Source organism: Bradyrhizobium sp. CCBAU 51765 (assembly GCF_015291725.1).
GTDB lineage: Bacteria > Pseudomonadota > Alphaproteobacteria > Rhizobiales > Xanthobacteraceae > Bradyrhizobium > Bradyrhizobium liaoningense.
Genome location: NZ_CP030038.1, coordinates 2,340,817 through 2,359,161 on the forward strand (window position 1 = coordinate 2,340,817; position 18,345 = coordinate 2,359,161).

An 18,345-nucleotide genomic window follows, 5' to 3' on the forward strand; every position below is an offset into this window, starting at 1 on the left:
AGGAATCGCTGAACTGGAGTGCGATGCGGTTAAGTTGAATCGTCATATGCTAGGTGGCGAAGCGTCCGCCAAAAGGCTCGGCTACGATTAGCCAATAACTGAACTGTAGTCTGAAATGAGTCAGCCTTCGCGTGTGATCGCTTTGGAGATAAGCAGTCTCGACAAGCGTTCGATGCCTACGCCTAGACCTTCACGTCTATCCGACGAATAGGCAGCTACCGTGCTTACGGCAGGGGCGCGCGGGCTTGCGACGATAAGGTTCAACCAACGCCCATCACCCGCGGGATTCTCGCAGCCGGCAGTGTTCCATATTGGTGGGCGTATGCCGGTGTTTCACTCTCTAAGGAATGTTTTCCAGTCGCGCGCGCGTATTCGCGTCTCCAGCTGCTGGTCGATCTTGTCGAGGCTCTGGCGAAGCATTGCGATCTCTCGTTCGTCGAGTGCAGCGACGAGTTCGCGCTCAACCCGAGTCGAGAACGTCTCGATATCCCTATAGATCCTACGGCCTTGCGCAGTGAGGCGCAGGCTGACGCGGCGTCGATCGTCCTTGTCGATGTCTCGACGGATCAAGCCTCGACGAACCAGGAGCTCGATAGCCCGGGCGACCTTGAAGGCATCAGAAGATGTAAGGTTGGCAAGCTGCTTTGCCGTAATCGGCTCGTAGCGGGCAATGACAGCAAGGCTGCGCCAAGCCGGCATCGTGAGATCATGCCGGTCCTTGTACATCTGGGCGACGTAGTTGCCCAATCGTGCAGCGATAAGACTGAATCTGTAGCCAATCCAGTGCTCGAGCGGGATCGCAGGTTCTTTGCTCTTCATGGACAGGGAGGCGGCCTCGGCTCGCGATTCGGAATCTGGCGGGAACTATAACGATGCTCATTCCCAGACTCAACGAAGCGCCGCCGAAGCGTACGACGCGCGCAATGTCATTGACGTAAATCAAAATACTTGCATAATGCAACAAATTCTAAAAATTGCGCGGTGCGCAAACGGCTGCAAGGGAGGATCTCCATGTCCAAGGCAACGGATGGCCATGATCTCACGCGCGTCGGGCCGGGCACGGTGATGGGCGAGCTGATGCGGCAATATTGGCTTCCCGCTGCACTTTCGTCAGAGCTGAAAGCAGACGGAGACCCGATGCGGCTCATGCTGCTCGGGGAGGCCCTGATCGCATTTCGCGATAGCTCGGGCCGGGTCGGCGTCCTCGACCACCAGTGCCCGCATCGTTGCGCCTCCCTGTTTCTGGGGCGAAACGAGGAGGGGGGTATTCGCTGCGTCTATCACGGCTGGAAGTTTGATGTGGACGGGCGATGCCTGGAGATGCCGAACGTGCCGCCGCCTCAGGATTTCAAGGAGAAGGTGCGAGCCAAGAGCTACAAGGTGCAGGAAGTCGCGGGCCTCATCTGGGTCTATATGGGCGCCCGCGAGCAGCCCCCCGCGCTTCCGATGCATGAGGCGCTGTTCGTGCCCGAGGAGGATCTGACCGTTACCATCCTGCAGCGGGAAGCCAATTGGCTGCAGGGATTAGAAGGCGATATCGATACCTCGCATTTTGGCTTCCTTCATGCCGGCCACGTGAAGGCCGAGGACTTCGAGGAGGGGCATCCGGCGCGCCACACGGTCGCCAATCGCGCCCCGGAATACAAGGTCGCGGACACCGAATGGGGGACCATGTACGGAGCGTACCGGCCGGAGTCTGATGGAAAGATTCATTGGCGGATGGCGCATTTCTCGCTGCCGTTCTGGACCCAGACGCCGAATGCAGACTTTGCCGACCACGTCGTTGCGAAAGCCTGGGTGCCAATGGACGACACCCACACGATGCTGATTTCGATCTATGGCGGGCGCGGGAAGGGCGCGACGTATTCGACCTCGAAGCTGAAGTCCGGATCTGGAATCGGCGGTGCCGAGCCATTGGACTATCTGCCCAATAGCACCGACTGGTTCGGCCGCTGGCGTGCGGTGCAGAACGTGGGTAACGACTGGCAGATCGACCGCGAGGCACAGCGCTCCAATCGCATCTATACCGGTATCCGCAACATCGTGATGCAGGACCAGGCCGTCAGCGAGAGCATGGGGCCGATTGTCGATCACACCAAGGAGCATCTGGCACCCAGCGACATCATGATCTCGCGCACGCGCCGCCGGCTGCTCAACACTGCCCGCGCGCTTGCCGAGAGCGGAACCGTGCCGCCGGGCGTGGACGATGCCGAGGTGTTCTGGAAAGCGCGTGCCGGTTCGTTCTACGCCGACGCAAATTCCGACTGGCTCGATGCTTACCGGGAGCAGCTAAAGGGGGCGGTCCGCTGGCCGGCGCCAGGCCAACAAGCCGCGGAGTAGCGTGATGTCTCCGTCCGATCGGAATAGCCGTTTCTCGATCTCTCGTCGCGCGGCCTTGCTGGGACTGGCGGGCGGCGCTGCAATGCTCGCAGCGATCGATCGCGCGCGTGCGGAAGACGAGTGGCAGAAAATCGTCACGGCGGCCAAGAAGGAAGGCCACGTGGTGCTCTATAGCGCCTTTGTCGGTCTTGCCACGCACCAGGAGCTGAAGAAGGACTTCGAGGCGACATACGGAATCACGGTCGATATTCTGGAAGCGCGAGCGAGCGAGGTGCGCGAGCGTATCCGCATCGAACAGGCGGCGGGACGCTTTGCGGCAGACGTCTCGGAGAACGGGCGAACCACGACGACGCTGCAGATCGCGCAGGACCACGTCTTCGAGCCTTACGGGCCGCTGCCGAGCACCGGTCGCCTGAAGAGCGAATTCAAAAACGACGAGATCCGCCTGCCCGTATTCGCCATCATTTATGGCATTCTGGTCAACACGCGACTGGTCAAGCCGGAGGATGAGCCAAAGAGCTGGCTCGATCTCATCGATCCGCGCTGGAAGGGCAAGATCCTCAGCGACGATTTTCGCGCGCTCGGCGGGGGCGGGGTTCTGTTCTATGTCCTGATGGAAAAATTCGGTCGCGATTTCATGGAGAAGCTTGCCAGGCAGGACCTCAAGTTCAGCCGCGAGATTCCCGCCAACGAGCGCCGCATCGCGCGCGGCGAGCTTCCGATCTATCTGCCGGACAGCCTGACGTCGATCCCGGGACTGAAGGGATTGCCGGTCAAGCTCGTGGCGCCGAAGGAAGGGCTCCCCTACATCGGCTACGATCTGGCTCTGCTGAAGAACGCGCCGCATCCGAACGCTGCCCGCCTCCTGATGGAACACTATCTGGGCAAGAAGATGCAGCAGAGTTTCGCCGATCTCGGGCTGCTGCCGGTCACAACGGACACGCAATCGCAGCTGGATTCGGCGGTTGCCGAACTTGAAAAGAGCAAGCTGCTCGGCACGACCGATGCCACGCAGATGGACAAGATGCTCGCGCTGGCGCGGGAGGTCTTCCCGTAAAGCCAGGATCGTTGGCCGAGCGTCGTGATATTCGAAAAGCCGCAAGTCAAAAGTCGGCGTTGCAAGCGAAACGGGATGATGGGAGAGCGCATGGCAGGGAATAGCCTCGGCACCGATCGCGCCAAGAGATTCGCGGGCGCAATTGACTGCGATCTCCATCCCGCCGTTCCGGGGATGAACGTTCTGCTTCCCTATCTCGATGACTATTGGCGCGAGATGATCACGGTCCGCGCGCTCGACCGTCTCAACCTGAGCCTCACCAGCTATCCCCAGAACGCGCCGCTGTCCTGCCGGCCGGACTGGGCGCTCGAGGACGGAAAGAAGCCGGGCTCGTCGCTGAAGGCAATGCAGGAGCATGTGCTTGATCGCTACCAGTCTGGTCACGGCATCCTCAATTGCCTGTACGGCGCCCAGGTGTTCCACAGCGAAGACATGGCGGCGGCCTTCTGCCGAGCGACCAACGATTGGATTCGCGACGAATGGCTGAGCCGCGATTGCCGGCTTCGGGCCTCGATTGTGATACCCGCCCACAATACCGAGATGGCGGTCGCCGAAATCGAGCGGCGTGCCGATGATTTCCGTTTTGTGCAGATCCTGATGCTTGTCTCGGGAGAACTGACCCTCGGCCGGCGTCAGAACTGGCCGATCTACAGATTGGCGGAACGCCTGGGGCTGCCGATCGGCATTCACGCGGGCAGCGCCTATCGATGTGCACCGACGCCGGTGGGGTGGCCGTCACATTATGTCGAAGACTACATCGCCCAATCGGCAGCCTTCGAAACGCAGCTGCAAAGCATGATTGCTGAAGGCGTGTTCGCCAAGTTTCCAGATCTGAAGGTCGTGGCCATCGAGTCCGGCCTGACCTGGCTCAGCGGCTACATCTGGCGTGCCGACAAGACCTGGAAGGGGGTTCGCGCCGAAGTGCCATGGGTGACGAAGGCGCCATCGGAGATCATTCGTAGTCACGTTCGCTTCACCGTGCAGCCGATCGATGCCGCCGACGAACGCGAGGCGATCGCGCGGCTGGTCGATCACATGAAGTCGGACAGCCTTTTCCTGTTCTCGACCGACTATCCGCACTGGCAGTTCGACGAAGATGCGGCCCTTCCGCCGGGACTTCCCGACGAACTGTTCCGCAAGATCGTGAGCGAGAACGCGCTCGCCACCTATCCGCGCTTGTCGAAGGCCAATCAGATCATGGAGATTGCGCTATGAGCATCGTCGATGTGGAGCGAGAGCAAGGGGCGAAATACAAGCTCAAAGTCATCGATTGCGATATCCATCCGGCCATGACGTCCTGGAAGGAAGTTCATCCTTATCTGGAGCAGCGGTGGATCGAGCATCTGACGGTGTACGGCAGCCATCTGCGCCACGCCTTTTCGGAGGCGCTGTCGCATCCGCGAATGTCGCCCGATGCGGCCCGGGTCGATGCCTATCCGGAGGAGGGTGGTCCCCCGGGGTCGAGCCTGGACATGCTGCAGAAGCAGCACCTCGATCCGAACGGGGTTGAGATCGGGATGCTGATTCCCTTGCGCTGGAATCCGGGCAGCCAGCGCAATCTCGATCTCGGCGTCGCGCTGACACGGGCGATGAATACCTGGCAGGTCGAGCGCTGGATCAGGAACGAACCGCGGCTACGCGCCTCCGTCCTCGTCGCGCAGGAGGACACAGAAGGCGCGGTCGCCGAAATCGATGCTCGCGGCGGCGACCCCAACTTCACGCAGATACTTCTCCTGCCGCGCACCGACGAGCCGCTCGGACGGCGGCGCTACTGGCCGATTTTCGAGGCGGCCGTGCGCAATGACCTTCCGATCACCATTCACGTCGGCGGCACCGGAGGCCACCCATCGACCTCCGGCGGCTGGTCCTCCTATTACATGGAAGAGCACAACATGGTCGCGCAGGCGATGCAGGCGGTGCTGGCGAGCCTCGTGTTCGAGGGCGTATTCGAGCGCTTCCCCAAACTGCGGGTCGTGATCATGGAGGGCGGTCTCGGCTGGATACCCTCGTTCTGCGCTCGCATGGACAAGAACTGGAGCAGGATGCGGAGCGAGGTGCCGAACGTGCAGCGGCCGCCGTCCGAATACGTCCGCGAACATGTGTGGTTCACGACGCAGCCGATGGAGGAACCGGGAAGCTCGGCCGCGCTGCTCGACCTGTTCGATCGGATCGGGTGGGATCGGCTGCTGTTTGCTACAGATTATCCGCACTGGGATTTCGACGATCCGCGCACCGCGTTCAAGACGAATCTGACGGAGGCGCAGCGCCATCAGCTGCTCTACGGCAACGCCCGTCATTTCTACGGGCTCGACAAATGACCCGCCACATCGTTGCCACGGTCGATCAAATCCCCCCGGGTGAGCGCATGCTGGTGACCATCGGCAACCGGGAAATCGGCATCTTCAACGTGGCCGGCGAATATTTTGCCGTCGGGAACCGCTGCCCCCACAACGGCGCGTCTCTGTGCAAGGGGCGGATCGTCGGCCTGGTCGAAGCCCGCGAGCCGGGCTCCTACCAGTTCAGTCGGCGCGGCGAACTCGTGCGGTGTCCCTGGCACGGCTGGGAGTTCGATCTTCGCACCGGCAAGTCGCGCTGCGAGCCAGATCGGACCAGGGTGCGCAGCTACGAGGCGAAGGTCGAGCCGGGCGCAGTCCTGACTGACGATACGCTCAGGGCTGAAACATTTCCGGTCTCGATCGACCGGCAATACGTCGTCGTGGACGTCTGACAGCCGCTATGGGGTGGATCAAACGAATTGGTGGGAGGAGAGGTCATGCGAATGCTGCTGAAGGCCGCAATTGTCGCTTGTCTTATGGGTTGCGCGTTGCCGGCTAGAGCCCAGGACTCCTGGCAACCCGTCATCGATGCCGCCAGGAAGGAGGGTAAGCTCGTCATTTACGACATGGCCCTCGGCGCGCCGTACTTTATCGCGGTCCTGAAATCGTTCGAGGCCAAATACGGCATCCCGGTCGAAAGCCTCGACCTGCGCGCCAGCGAATTGGCCGAGCGCATCCGGACCGAGCAGTCGGCCGGACGCTATCTCGGCGACGTCGAAATGATCACTTCGACCATGATCGAGGAGCAGCGCCAGAACGGCGATTTCATCGAAAAGCTCCCGGATATCCCGAACGCTCGCAATTTGCGGCCGCCGTTCCGCGCTACCGAGTACAGCGTACCGGTCTTTGTCCAGCCGATGGGTATTCTGATCAATACACGGCTGGTGAAGGATGCGGACATTCCGGTGAGCTGGAACGATCTCACCGATCCGAAATGGAAGGGCAAGATCCTGTCGGACGACATGCGTCCCTTGGGCAGTGGCAACACGATGTTTGCCATCCTGGAGCACCAGATGGGCGCCGACTTCAATCCAAAGCTCGCCGAACAGAAGCCGGTCTTCAGCCGCGACATGCGCAACGACGCGCGACGGGTCGCCCGCGGCGAATTCGCGATCTACGTACCTCAGATCTTTGCCTTCACGTCGGACCTCAAGGGATTGCCGGTCAAGGTCGTCGTGCCGAAGGAGGGCGCTCCCTACGCACAGATGGAGTTGGCTGTGCTCAAGAATGCGCCGCACCCGAACGCGGCGCGGCTGTTCATCCAGCACTTCTTGTCACCGGAGTCGCAGCTGATTTATGCCAACGCCTGGATGCCGCCCGTGGTCGCGGGTGTTGCTGAGCGCGCCAATCCCGACGCGCAACCCTTTGCGGAGGCAAAGTTGATAGGTCCGGCGAAGCTCGCCGAGCGGTCGTCCATGATGGCATTGGCCAAGAAGCTCTATCCGTAAAGATCGGCATAATGGCGTTATCTGTGGATGATCGGGTGGGAGAGGTCGGCAAGGCGCCAGTTGCGGCCGGCCTGCAGGTCCGGCTGCGCCGGCTGCAGACAGGTCCAACCAGCCGGGCGACGGCTCTGGTCGTGCTCGTCGCGGTGTTGGGATTTCTGTCCGTTTATCCGTTGTCGATGCTGCTCTATGGCAGCCTGCACTCGACACCACCGGGCATGGCGGGAACGTTCAACCTCGACGGTTACCAGCAGGTCTTGACCCCGGAAAGCCTGCTGACCCTGCTGAACACGATCGGCATATCGTTCGCCAAGACCATCCCTTCGGTCGTGCTTGCGGTCATGCTGGCCTGGATCCTGGCGCGCACCGACACGCCGTTCCGCGGAACGCTGGAGGTGCTGGTTACGCTGCCGTTCTTCATCCCGCCGATCCTGACCGCCATGGCCTGGGGCATGCTGGGCAATCCGCAAGTGGGGCTGCTCAATCAGCTCTATCAATGGATCACGGGATCCACGGATTCTCCAATCAACGTCTATTCGTATGGCGGGGTGGTCTGGCACATGATGCAGTACTCCGTGCCGTTCCTTTTCCTGCTCATCGTCGACGCGTTCCGGGCTATGGATCCGAGCTTGGAAGAGGCGGCACGCATGTGCGGCGCGTCGCGCTGGCGGACCTTCCGGACGGTGACATTGCAGCTCATGCTGCCCGCGCTGACGAGCGGTGCAATCCTGAGCTTCATCCGCGGCATCGAGAATTTCGAGTCGCCGCTGTTTTTCGGAACGCCTGCCGGAATCCGCGTCATCACGACCGAGATCTACGACTCGATCAACCAGCGCTCGCCGCCGCAATATCAATACGCGACCGCAGCAAGCTTCGTCATCATGGCGCTCTTGTTCCTGATCGTGCTGCTGCAATGGCGGCTGTTGCGAGGGCGGAGCTTCGTCACCGTCAGCGGCAAGGGCTATTCGCCCGGGGTCATTAAGCTCGGAAGCTGGCGATGGGCGACCTTCAGCTTCTGCGTGCTGTTTTTTGTCGTGACGGTGGTGCTTCCGCTCGGCCAGCTGTTGATCGGGTCGTTCTTCAAGTTTTTTGGCTTCTACGAATGGGACATGCTGACGCTTGACCATTACCGGAACGTCTTTGGCAGCTCGGAATTCTGGCGCGGCTTCCGGAATACGATGCTGCTGGGGCTGATCGGCGCCACCCTGACCATGGTCCTGGGTGGCGCAGTCGCCTACATCTCCGTCCGAACCAAATGGCGTGGACGCTCGCTGATCGATGCCATGGCCTGGCTGCCATGGATGATGCCCGGTATCGTGCTCGGCGTCGGTTTCCTCTGGGGCTTTGCCCTGCTGCCCCACGCGATCCCGATCTACGGCACGATCTGGGCGCTGTTGCTCGCCTACATCTCCCTGGGCACGCCACTGTCGGTCCGCGTGATGTCCAGCGCCTATGCCCAGCTCTCCTACGATCTGGAGGAGTGCTCGCGCGTCCACGGCGCAAGCTGGCTGCAAACGATGTGGCGGATCATAATCGCGTTGGCGTGGCCGTCCTTCGCCGTCGGCTGGGTGCTGGTGTTCTTCGGGATCATGCGCGAACTCAGTGCCTCCGTGCTGCTCTATTCAGTCGGTTCCGAGGTCCTGTCTGTGGTGCTGCTGAAGCTGTGGGCCAACGGTAACGCCGAGCAGGTGAGCGTGATCGGCTTGATGATGATGGCGCTCGTCATCCTGTTTCGATGGGTGCAACTCAGGCTCTTGAGGCCACGCGTCGGCGCGTTATGAGAAGGAGATCCGCCATGTCAGAGGTCGTTCTCGAGAAGGTCAGTCGGAACTTTGGCAATTTCGCAGCTGTCGCCGATGTCGATCTGCGCGTCAACCAGGGCGAATTCGTCACGCTGCTCGGGCCCTCCGGCTGCGGCAAGACCACGACGCTGCGCATGGTTGCGGGTCTCGAACCAAATTCGGGTGGCCGCATCTCGATCGGCAGCGAGGTTGTCAGCGATGCCGGGCGCGGCATCTTCGTGCCGTCGGAGCGGCGGCGTCTCGGCATGGTGTTCCAGTCATACGCGATATGGCCGCATATGAGCGTTTTCGAGAACGTGGCCTATCCGCTGCGGGTCCGCCGCTGCCCCAACGCTGAAATCCAGGAGGCGGTGGCGCGGACCCTGCGCTTGGTCGAGATGGAGAGATTCGCGGATCGCCCGGCACCAGCCCTGTCCGGAGGTCAACAGCAGCGCGTCGCCATCGCGCGGGCGCTCGTGTTCGAGCCGAAAGTGCTTCTGCTCGACGAGCCGCTGAGCAACCTCGATGCAAAGCTCCGGCTGCAGATGGGCGACGAGTTTCGCGCTATCCAGAAACGGCTCGGCATGACGACGTTGTATGTCACGCATGATCAATCCGAAGCGATGGCGCTGTCGGATCGGGTGGTTGTGATGGACCGTGGTCGCATCCAGCAGATCGGAGCACCGGAGGAAATCTATCGATTTCCAGCCAGCCGTACCGTGGCTGCGTTCTTCGGCACGCCAAATCTGCTCGACGCTGAAGTCAAGGCATGCACAAGGATCGATGGCCGCCGCGTAAGGCTGGATGTTGTGGGGCAGGGTTGGGGTGGTCGCTGTGAGGCCGCGCACGAGGCGCGTCCCGGGCAAGCAGTCACCGTCATGGTGCGGCCGGAAGATGCCCGGATCGCGTCCGCCGGCTCGGATGCCGGTGATCAGGAATTACGCTGGTCTGGGAGGATCGCCCATTCGACGTTCCGTGGAGCGACTCGATCGATCGTGGTGCAGACTGATAATGGTCAACTCAATGTCGATATGTCCGCTTTCGATGCTCATGCGATCGGGGACAATGTGAATGTGGTCGTGTCACAACGCGCGGCCTGGGCCGTCCCGCGAGGAGATGTTACGGCTTGAAAGGCGGGTGCCCTCGCAAGAGCCGCCCGACAGGCGTCATTCCGCCCTGGGAGGCCGCAAGAATAAGGCGGGCCTGCTTCAGATGGGGGGCATCGAGCATAACGCCGTCGAGCTGCACTGCGCCCTTCCCGCCGCTTTCGAATGCAGCGATAACGCGTCCAGCCCAGCGGCGCTCCTCGTCCGTCGGCGCGAAACAGCGGTTGATGATTTCGACTTGAGATGGGTGAATCGCGGCCTTGCCTGAAAAGCCGTCACGGCGGGCCGCATCGGCCTCGCGGATCAGGCCATCGCCATCGCGAAAGTCGGTGAAGACCGCGTCGATCGGCGCCACGCCTGCGGCCCGCGCCGCCAGCAGGCAGAGGTTCCGCGCCATCAGAAACGGCGCCGTATAGCGGCTTTGATCGTCGCGATTGGCGGTTGCGCCGATCGCTGCCGACAGATCCTCGCCGCCCCACATCAACCCGGCGAGCCGCGGATGCCGCCAGGATTTCGCCGCGAGCGACAGCGTGGAGGACGGAGTTTCGGTGCAGACCACGATGATCCCGGTCGCGCCCTTGTTGGCCCGGGGCTCGTGGCGATCGACAAACTCGCTCAGCCTGATGACATCTTCCGGTCCCGACGATTTGGGCAACACGAGACCGTCCGGCGCCGCGGGGAGGATCGCTTCCACATCCTCCCGGCACCAGGCGGTATCGAGCGAATTGACGCGCACGAAGCGCCGTGGACCGGTGCTTGCGCCGGCGAGCGTTTCGACAACGAGCCTGCGCGCCTCCGGCTTGGCGTCGGGATGAATGGCGTCCTCGAGGTCGAGGATGATGACGTCGGCGCGGCTTGCCGTCGCCTTGGCAATCATCTTCGCTGAATTGCCAGGAACGAACAGCAACGAGCGCATCAGGCCGCCTTCGGCCGCCTGCGCATGAGCGCCGCGCGCTCGCAGGTCGCCACGACATCGCCGTTCTGGTTCGTCATCTCGTGGTAGAAGTTCACGATGCCTTCGTTGGGGCGCGACTTGCTTTCGCGTTTTGAGCGGACGATGGTTCGCACCTTCACCGAGTCGCCCTGGAATAGCGGTTTCGGAAAGCGCACGTCGGTCATGCCGAGATTGGCCAGCGTCGTGTTGAGAGTGGTGTCGTTGACGGTCATGCCGATCAGAAGGCCAAGCGTGAACAGGCTGTTCACCAGCGGCTTGCCCCACTCCGATTTCGCCGCGTAATGCGCATCGATGTGCAGCGGCTGCACGTTCATGGTGAGCAGCGAGAACCAGACATTGTCGGTCTCGGTGATGGTGCGCGACCATTCATGGTTGAACACCATTCCGTCGGTGAATTCCTCGAACCACAACCCCGCCATCAGGTCTTCTCCTCGGTTTCGTTCGGCGTTATTTCAATCAGGACGGCGCCCGCCGGGACGGTATCCCCCACGCTGCAGCGTATCTGGTCGATGCGGCCGGCGACCTGGGCTCGCAGCGTGTGGATCAGCTTCATCGCTTCCATCTGCATGACCGGCGCTCCGCGCTCTACGGTATCGCCAAGCGCCACATGGAGTTGCGAGACGACGCCGTGCAGCGGTGCCTCGATCGCGTTGCCGGACTTCTCCAGGCTCCCGTGCTCGCGCGGCATCTCGATCCGCAGTCGGATGGTCGCCGATAGCGACAGCCCTTCGCGGGCGATGCTGACGACGTTGCCTTCGCGCAGGGCGATGAAGGGGCGGCCCGAGGGGGAGGCGAGCTTGATCTCACCGCCCTCGATGAAAGGCCTGCCGAGGTCGAACGACACGCCATCGAGCTCGACGGCGATGCCATCGCGGTTGACCAGGACCTCGGCGTCGGCTTGGCCGTATTCATCGGCGAGATGAAGCGATGCTTTCGCCGGTCGGACGGCCGCCGTGACACGGATGGCGCTGCGGCGCTGCCAGGGGTTGACCCAGTGCGCAGCCGGCTCCGCACCATCCAGCTCCGCCCATACCACGCAGGCTGCCGCGCGCAGGCTGCGCAATTCGTCCACATTTGGCCGCCAGCCGTCTGGAAAGGCGGTCTCGATGAAGCGCGTGGTGGCGTGGCCTTCGGCAAACAACGGCTGCCGTACGGCGTCCCGCAGGAAGGGTTGGATCGTAGGAACGCCCAGCAGCGTCAGTTCCGAAAGCCCTGTGCCGAGGCGTGTCAGAGCGGCCGCGCGATCGGGTCCCTGCGCGATCAGCTTGGCAAGCATCGAGTCGTAATAGAGGCTGACGTGCGAGCCGGTCTCGACCCCGCTGTCGAAGCGCAGGCCGTGCGGCGCGTTCACGGTCAACAATCTGCCCGTTGCGGACTGGAAGCCGAGGTCGGCGCGCTCGGCGGTGATACGCGCCTCGATCGCGTGGCCACGGGCGCGGATCTTGTCCTGCGTGAGCGGAAGTTTCTCTCCTGCCGCAGCGAGCAGTTGCCATTCGACCAGATCGATGCCGGTGACGAGCTCGGTGACGGGATGCTCGACCTGCAGGCGAGTGTTCATCTCGAGGAAATACGGCTCTTCGCTGTCCCGGTCCATGATGAACTCGACGGTTCCGGCGGAGTCGTAACCGATCGTGCGGCCAAGCTTGAGCGCGGCATCGAACAGCTTTGCGCGCACGCTGTCAGGCAGATTGGGAGCGGGGGCCTCTTCGAGGACCTTCTGGTTGTTGCGCTGCACCGAGCAGTCGCGTTCGAGCAGATGGACGAGGTTGCCCGTGCGATCGCCGGCAAGCTGCACTTCGAGATGGCGCGGGTTCATGATGAATTTCTCGAGCAGGATCGAGCCGTCGCCGAAAGCGGCTTCGGCTTCGGCCCTGGCCGCGGCAAGTGCGGTAGCGAAGTCCGCTGCGTCGTCGACGCGGCGCATGCCGCGCCCGCCACCACCTGCGGAGGCCTTGATAAGCACGGGAAAACCAATCCTGCTGGCCTCTCTTGCCAGCGTGGCTTCGCTCTGATCGTCGCCGTGATAGCCGGGCACTGTTGGCACGCCGGCGGCAGCAGCGATCCTCTTGGACTCGATCTTCGATCCCATTTGCTCGACCGCCCTTGCCGACGGGCCGACGAAGATCAGCCCGGCCGCTTCGCAGCGCTTCACGAAGGTCGCGTTTTCCGACAAGAAGCCGTAACCGGGATGGATCGCATCGGCGCCGGCCTGCCTCGCGGCCGAGAGGATCGCATCGATGTCGAGATAGCTGGCGCGCGCCGGCGGCGGACCGATCCGGATGGCCTCATCGGCGGCATTGACATGCGGCGCCTGCGCGTCGGCATCCGAAAAGACGGCGATGGTGCGGATGCCGAGACGTGCGCAGGTCCGCATGACGCGAAGCGCGATCTCGCCGCGATTGGCAATCAGGACCGAACCGATGGGGCGGGGGCTCAAGAGCAGCGACACGGGCAACATCCTACATTCGATAGACCGGCCGCGTGCCGGTGACGGGCGGCTCCATCGCGCCGATCGCAAGACAGAGCCCGAGCACGTCGCGGGTATCGGAAGGGTCGATCAGGCCGTCGTCCCAGAGCCGCGCCGTGCAGTAATAGGGATCGGACTGCTCGTCGAACATCTGGCGCAATTGCTGCTCGTGGGCGGCGAGGTCGGCTTCGGTCGCGGGATTGCGCGAGATGCTGGATCGACGCAGGTCCATCAGCACCGAGCTGCCGACGTCTGGGCTCATGGTGCCGAGGCGGGCGTTCGGCCACATGAACATGAAGCGCGGCCGGAAGCCGCGGCCGCTCATGCCGTAATTGCCCGCGCCATAGGAACCACCGGTCACGACGGTGTAGCGCGGCACGCGCGCGTTGGAGACGGCATAGACGAGCTTCGCCGAATTCTTCGCAATTCCGGTCCGTTCCGCCTCCGATCCGACCATGAAGCCGGTGATGTTCTGCAGGAACAGGATCGGAACGTTGCGCTGGTCGCACAGCTCAATGAAGTGTGCACCCTTGAGCGAGGAGTCCGAGAACAGGACGCCGTTGTTGGCGATGATTCCGATCGGAAGTCCGTGGATATGGGCGAAGCCGCAGATCAGCGTCGCACCATAGAGCGGCTTGAATTCGTGGAATTCGCTGCCGTCCACCATGCGCGCGATGATCTCGCGCTGGTCGAACGGCACCTTGAGATCGGCGCCGACAATCCCGGGGATCTCCGAGGCATCGAACAGGGGAGCGCGCATCGGGCGGATATCGCCATGAAATTTCTGCACGCGGTTCAAGGCGCCGACGATATCGCGCGTCTTGGCGATCGCTTCCATTTCGTCACGCGCGAAATGATCGGAGACCCCGGAAACCGTGCTGTGCATCTCCGCGCCACCCAGCGTATCGCGATCGACGATCTCGCGGATCGCGGCTTTCACGATCTGCGGGCCGCCGAGATGGACGCTGCTGTTGCCGGCGGTCATCACGACCTCGTCGGCCAACGCTGGAATATAGGCGCCTCCGGCGGTGCATTCGCCGAACACGGTGGCGATCTGGGGAATGCCGGCCGCGGACATCCGGCATTGCCGGTAGAATGCACCGCCGAAATGATCCTGGTCCGGAAATACCTCGTCGCCCCGCTGCAGATTGGCGCCACCGCAATCGACGAGATAGACAACTGGCAACTTGTTTTCGAAGGCGATGTCCTGCGCACGCACGTGCTTGCGGATGGTCTCCTTGAAGAACGACCCGCCCTTGGTGGTAGCATCGTTGGCGATGATCATGCAGATCACGCCGCGGATGGTGCCGATGCCGGTGACGAGGCCCGCGGCAGGCACCGCGTTGTCATAAAGCCCCCATGCGGCGAGCGGCGACAGTTCCATGAATGGGCTGAACGGATCGACCAGTAGATCGATCCGCTCACGCACCGGAATCTTGCCGCGGTCGCGGTGGCGTTGAACCATGCGGTCGCCGCCGCCTGCGAGCGACCAGGCCTGTCGCGCGCGCAGGGTCTTCAGCAGTCCGTCATAGACGCCTGCGTTGGCCTGGAAGGTCGGAGATCGCGGATCGATCGCGCTGTTGAGCGTTGCCATATTGGATGTCGCCGAAGTCTCTTCTCGATTGGGTTCAGGTCGTGCCGTCGGGGCGACGCTGCATCAGCAGCACGATCGATCCGGTCTGCACGATCTCGTCGCGCTGGTTCAAAACCTCGAAGCCGAGCTTGAGAACGCCGCGTCCGGCCACCTTGCTGGGCCGGGCTTCGAGCGGGGTGACATTGGCGCTGATGGTGTCGCCGGGCTTGACCGGTGCTTGAAACTCCCACGACACGCCCAGCAGGCCCATAGCGGTGCCGTCGATCCAGTTCATCTGCGACATCAGGCCGATCGCGCTCGAGAGCACCAGCGGCCCGTGCGCGACACGGCTGCCGAAGATGCTCTTCCTGGAGAATTCCTCGTCGACGTGCAGCGGGTTGTGGTCGCCGACCAGCCCGGCGAATAGCGAGACGTCGCCTTCGTTTACCGTCCGGCCACGCGTTCTGCGCGTACGATTGAGTTCGAATTCTTCCAGGTAGAGACCCAACGTAATTCCCCTTATTCGGCTGCCACTTACTGCCTAACTAACCGGACGGTTAGCAAACCGACTTGTCAGACAGTAGACTAGCGGGTAGCTTGGTGGCCGGCAAGATGGGGAGGTCGATTTGTTTCCGACCAGGGAAGACGTGCACGGGATCAAGCGCCTCGAGGTGCTGCGCGAGGCCGCGGCGTCGTTCAATTTCAAGGGCTATCACGCGACGTCGATGAACGAGATCGCGGCGAGCCTCGGCGTCACGAAGGCCGCGCTCTATCACTACTTCCCGAACAAGAACAGTTTGCTGGCCGCGTGTTTCGACCATGCCATGGACGCGGCGTTCGCGAGCATGGAGCGCGCGCGCAAAGAGGGGCGCAACGGCCGAGAGCGGCTGGTTCTGACGATGTCCTACTACGTCGCGCAGCTGATCAATGAGCTGAATTGCTGCGTCGTGCTGATGGAAGACAAGGCTCTGGAGCCGGAAGATCAGGCCAAGCTCGTGCGGCAGCGCGACCGCTTCGAGCGGGCCCTGCGCAGCTTCATTCGCGAGGGGATCGATGACGGGAGCGTCGTGCCGTGCGATCCCAAGCTCGCGGTCTTCGTCATTCTGGGCGCCATGAATTGGGTGCCGAAATGGTTCAAGCCGAGCGGCGCCTGGAAGCCCGATCAGCTCAACGCGGCCCTCGCCCAGATGTTCGAGAGGTTGGTTTCGTCATCGCCGGTGGCCGCCATGGCAAGTGACGTGGGTGAGCTTCCGTCGAGTGCGGGGCCGCCGTTGAGCCTGAGCTCGCTCGGCTTGCGTGGGCACGGCGCGCGCGTAACGAAAATTGCAAAAAAGACTGACAAGAAAGTCAAAGTGGGAGGAAGACGATGAGGACGGGAGAGATGCGAAGACCGGGGGCTTCAAAAAATCTTTCTTCATCGCTTTGACGGCGTGAGGGAGCAGATTTTGTCATGATCGCCAATCTCATCGTTGGAGGTCTCGCGGCCGGCTGCCTCTATGCAATGGTCGGCATCGCGATCGTCGTCGTGCTCAACATCACCGACATCGCCAACTTCGCTCAGGGCGAGATGGCGATGGTGACCACGTTCTTCGCCTACTGGCTGCTCGACAGCGTCGGCCTCACCTGGTGGCAAGCGGTGCCGGTCGCGATCCTGTTCGGTATGGTGCAGGGCATCGTCATCCAGCAGGTCGTGATCCGGCCCCTGATCGGCAGTCCGGTGCTGTCGGCGATCATCGCGACGCTCGGGCTCAATATCGTGCTCAACAGCGTCGCCGGACTGATCTGGGGGCATCAGACCTATACGTTCCCGTCGCCTTTCGCATTCTCTGCCCCCCTCATGATCGGAAGTGTGCCGGTCCCTGTCGCCAGCGTCGTCAGCATCTTGGCCGGCCTGGCGATTGTCGTGGCGATGACTTGGTTTCTCCGCTTCACCTGGATCGGTATCGGCTTGCGCGCGGCGAGCCAGAACCCCACGGTCGCGCGCATGATGGGCGTGTCGATCTCGCGCACATCGGCAATCGCATGGGGCCTTGGCGGGTTAATCGGCGGCATAGCCGGAATCCTGGTCGCGCCCTTGCTGTTCCTCGACACCAATCTGATGGGGGCGCTTCTCATCAAGGCCTTCGCCGGCGGGGTGCTCGGCGGCCTGCACAGCCTGATCGGCGTCTTCCTCGGCTGCCTCGCGCTCGGGGTCGCGGAGAACCTGGTGGGTGCCTATGTCTCGCCGGCTTTCGGGGAGGCCATCACCTTCATCATCATCATCGCCGTGCTGATCGTGCGGCCCGAGGGTGTCTTCGGCCGTGTCAAGGTGCGTAAAGTATGAGCGCCGCAACCGACATGGAGCGCACGCAGCGCCAGGCCACGTCAGTTGGCGCGGGAGCGTTGCTCGGCCTTTGTCTTGCCGCAGCCTGCGCTGCCCCGTTCGTGCTGAATGGCTACGGGCTCTACGTGCTGACATTGACCGGCGTGTTCGCGCTGGTTGCGCTCGGGCTCAATCTGCTCACCGGTTATGCCGGCCAGATCAGCCTGTGCCATGCTGCCTTCTTCGGCGTCGGTGCCTACGCCACCGCGATCCTGACGCAAAGCGCGGGTGTTCCCTATCTGCTGTCGCTTCTCGTGGCGGCTTTGTTCACAGCATGCGTGGGCGCCGTCGTCGCGGTGCCGGCGATGCGACTCAAGAGCCTCTATCTCGCCATTGCGACGCTTGGTTTCGGCGTGGTGCTGCAGAAGATCATCTTTGAGTGGCGCGGCCTCACTAACGGCGGCGGCGGTCTCGCGCTCAGTCCGCCAGTGATCGCCGGGTATGAGCTGCGCGCGATGGGTCTGTATTACCTGACGTTGGCGGTCGTGACGCTTGGTATTTGGGGCGCATGGAATGTCAGCCGCGGCCGTACCGGACGCGCGCTCCTGATCATCAAGGAAAGCGAGATTGCGGCCGGCGCACTCGGCATTCCCGCTGCGCGCTACAAGGTGATCGCCTTCGCCATCAGCGCATTCTATGCGGCGGTTGCCGGCGGGCTGTTCGCCTATCTGGTCCGATACATCCACCCCGAGAATTTCAGCGTAGGTCTCTCCATCGCCTTCCTCAGCATGGTCGTAATCGGCGGGCTCGGCACCATCGGCGGGTCGATCGTCGGCGCGGCTTTCTACGTCATCGTTCCCGAGCTGTTGCGCGGCATCAAGGACGCGCCGGGCCTGGTGTTTGGCCTGCTGCTCGTCGTCGTCATGGTGCTGATGCCGCAGGGCCTCTGGGGGTTGGTGCGACGTCTTGGGCGGAGGAGCTGA

Annotated in this window: 17 protein-coding genes; 11 read left to right on the forward strand and 6 right to left on the reverse strand. The window is 62.6% G+C overall.

Annotation, left to right across the window (positions count from 1 at the left end; all coding sequences use genetic code 11):
- Positions 1-333: 333 nt before the first annotated feature.
- Positions 334-819: a MarR family winged helix-turn-helix transcriptional regulator gene (locus tag XH96_RS11055; protein WP_194392517.1), complete on the reverse strand. Its 486-nt coding sequence runs from the start codon at positions 817-819 to the stop codon at positions 334-336.
- 162 nt (positions 820-981) lie between these two features.
- Here XH96_RS11055 and XH96_RS11060 point away from each other — a divergent pair, with 162 nt between their 5' ends.
- The 8 genes from XH96_RS11060 (at position 982) to XH96_RS11095 (ending at position 10,089) form a co-directional block, all read left to right on the forward strand.
- Entirely contained in the window at positions 982-2,340 is a 1,359-nt protein-coding gene (locus XH96_RS11060; protein WP_246790044.1) for a Rieske 2Fe-2S domain-containing protein, read from the forward strand.
- A gap of 4 nt (positions 2,341-2,344) precedes the next feature.
- Complete coding sequence (locus XH96_RS11065; RefSeq protein WP_194392518.1) at positions 2,345-3,397, forward strand: ABC transporter substrate-binding protein; 1,053 nt, start codon at positions 2,345-2,347, stop codon at positions 3,395-3,397.
- A 90-nt stretch (positions 3,398-3,487) separates the two neighbouring features.
- Positions 3,488-4,612 (forward strand): amidohydrolase family protein, encoded by a 1,125-nt coding sequence (locus tag XH96_RS11070; protein WP_194392519.1) that lies wholly within the window; start codon positions 3,488-3,490, stop codon positions 4,610-4,612.
- Positions 4,609-5,715, forward strand: a complete 1,107-nt coding sequence (locus XH96_RS11075) for an amidohydrolase family protein (protein WP_194392520.1) — start codon at positions 4,609-4,611, stop codon at positions 5,713-5,715. Before XH96_RS11070 ends, XH96_RS11075 begins: the two co-directional genes overlap by 4 nt.
- Positions 5,712-6,125, forward strand: coding sequence for a Rieske 2Fe-2S domain-containing protein (locus XH96_RS11080; RefSeq protein ID WP_194392521.1), 414 nt, complete (start codon positions 5,712-5,714; stop codon positions 6,123-6,125). The genes XH96_RS11075 and XH96_RS11080 overlap by 4 nt, the downstream gene beginning before the upstream one ends.
- 45 nt (positions 6,126-6,170) lie before the next feature.
- Complete coding sequence (locus XH96_RS11085) at positions 6,171-7,181, forward strand: ABC transporter substrate-binding protein (protein WP_194392522.1); 1,011 nt, start codon at positions 6,171-6,173, stop codon at positions 7,179-7,181.
- A gap of 11 nt (positions 7,182-7,192) precedes the next feature.
- On the forward strand, positions 7,193-8,959 hold the full coding sequence (locus XH96_RS11090) for an iron ABC transporter permease (protein WP_194392523.1): 1,767 nt from the start codon (positions 7,193-7,195) through the stop codon (positions 8,957-8,959).
- A gap of 14 nt (positions 8,960-8,973) precedes the next feature.
- Positions 8,974-10,089 (forward strand): ABC transporter ATP-binding protein, encoded by a 1,116-nt coding sequence (locus XH96_RS11095; protein WP_194392524.1) that lies wholly within the window; start codon positions 8,974-8,976, stop codon positions 10,087-10,089.
- Here XH96_RS11095 and XH96_RS11100 read toward each other — a convergent pair.
- From XH96_RS11100 to XH96_RS11120, 5 genes are read right to left on the reverse strand one after another with little or no spacing between them, the layout of a single operon-like run.
- Positions 10,079-10,981 carry a CoA ester lyase gene (locus XH96_RS11100; RefSeq protein WP_194392525.1) on the reverse strand — a complete coding sequence of 301 codons (903 nt, stop codon included), beginning with the start codon at positions 10,979-10,981 and terminating at the stop codon, positions 10,079-10,081. The genes XH96_RS11095 and XH96_RS11100 overlap by 11 nt on opposite strands.
- Positions 10,981-11,439 (reverse strand): MaoC family dehydratase, encoded by a 459-nt coding sequence (locus XH96_RS11105; RefSeq protein WP_131868923.1) that lies wholly within the window; start codon positions 11,437-11,439, stop codon positions 10,981-10,983. Before XH96_RS11105 ends, XH96_RS11100 begins: the two co-directional genes overlap by 1 nt.
- Positions 11,439-13,469, reverse strand: a complete 2,031-nt coding sequence (locus XH96_RS11110) for a biotin carboxylase N-terminal domain-containing protein (protein ID WP_210337869.1) — start codon at positions 13,467-13,469, stop codon at positions 11,439-11,441. The genes XH96_RS11105 and XH96_RS11110 overlap by 1 nt, the downstream gene beginning before the upstream one ends.
- A 10-nt stretch (positions 13,470-13,479) precedes the next feature.
- Positions 13,480-15,081 (reverse strand): carboxyl transferase domain-containing protein, encoded by a 1,602-nt coding sequence (locus XH96_RS11115; RefSeq protein ID WP_194392527.1) that lies wholly within the window; start codon positions 15,079-15,081, stop codon positions 13,480-13,482.
- Between the two features lie 34 nt (positions 15,082-15,115).
- Positions 15,116-15,568 (reverse strand): MaoC/PaaZ C-terminal domain-containing protein, encoded by a 453-nt coding sequence (locus XH96_RS11120; protein WP_194392528.1) that lies wholly within the window; start codon positions 15,566-15,568, stop codon positions 15,116-15,118.
- A gap of 139 nt (positions 15,569-15,707) precedes the next feature.
- On the opposite strand from XH96_RS11120, the gene XH96_RS11125 reads away from it, so the two are divergent.
- The 3 genes from XH96_RS11125 (at position 15,708) to XH96_RS11135 (ending at position 18,345) form a co-directional block, all read left to right on the forward strand.
- Positions 15,708-16,430, forward strand: coding sequence for a TetR/AcrR family transcriptional regulator (locus XH96_RS11125; RefSeq protein ID WP_210337870.1), 723 nt, complete (start codon positions 15,708-15,710; stop codon positions 16,428-16,430).
- Positions 16,431-16,510: 80 nt separating this feature from the next.
- The gene (locus XH96_RS11130; protein ID WP_194392529.1) at positions 16,511-17,383 is read left to right on the forward strand and encodes a branched-chain amino acid ABC transporter permease; all 873 of its coding nucleotides are present in this window, start codon (positions 16,511-16,513) and stop codon (positions 17,381-17,383) included.
- Positions 17,380-18,345: a branched-chain amino acid ABC transporter permease gene (locus XH96_RS11135; protein WP_194392530.1), complete on the forward strand. Its 966-nt coding sequence runs from the start codon at positions 17,380-17,382 to the stop codon at positions 18,343-18,345. The genes XH96_RS11130 and XH96_RS11135 overlap by 4 nt, the downstream gene beginning before the upstream one ends.

Coding starts and splice junctions, on each gene's coding strand:
- XH96_RS11055 (WP_194392517.1), bottom strand. CDS start 819: ATGAAGAGCAAAGAACCTGCGATCCCGCTCGAGCACTGGATTGGCTAC.
- XH96_RS11065 (WP_194392518.1), top strand. CDS start 2,345: ATGTCTCCGTCCGATCGGAATAGCCGTTTCTCGATCTCTCGTCGCGCG.
- XH96_RS11070 (WP_194392519.1), top strand. CDS start 3,488: ATGGCAGGGAATAGCCTCGGCACCGATCGCGCCAAGAGATTCGCGGGC.
- XH96_RS11075 (WP_194392520.1), top strand. CDS start 4,609: ATGAGCATCGTCGATGTGGAGCGAGAGCAAGGGGCGAAATACAAGCTC.
- XH96_RS11080 (WP_194392521.1), top strand. CDS start 5,712: ATGACCCGCCACATCGTTGCCACGGTCGATCAAATCCCCCCGGGTGAG.
- XH96_RS11085 (WP_194392522.1), top strand. CDS start 6,171: ATGCGAATGCTGCTGAAGGCCGCAATTGTCGCTTGTCTTATGGGTTGC.
- XH96_RS11090 (WP_194392523.1), top strand. CDS start 7,193: ATGGCGTTATCTGTGGATGATCGGGTGGGAGAGGTCGGCAAGGCGCCA.
- XH96_RS11095 (WP_194392524.1), top strand. CDS start 8,974: ATGTCAGAGGTCGTTCTCGAGAAGGTCAGTCGGAACTTTGGCAATTTC.
- XH96_RS11100 (WP_194392525.1), bottom strand. CDS start 10,981: ATGCGCTCGTTGCTGTTCGTTCCTGGCAATTCAGCGAAGATGATTGCC.
- XH96_RS11105 (WP_131868923.1), bottom strand. CDS start 11,439: ATGGCGGGGTTGTGGTTCGAGGAATTCACCGACGGAATGGTGTTCAAC.
- XH96_RS11115 (WP_194392527.1), bottom strand. CDS start 15,081: ATGGCAACGCTCAACAGCGCGATCGATCCGCGATCTCCGACCTTCCAG.
- XH96_RS11130 (WP_194392529.1), top strand. CDS start 16,511: ATGATCGCCAATCTCATCGTTGGAGGTCTCGCGGCCGGCTGCCTCTAT.
- XH96_RS11135 (WP_194392530.1), top strand. CDS start 17,380: ATGAGCGCCGCAACCGACATGGAGCGCACGCAGCGCCAGGCCACGTCA.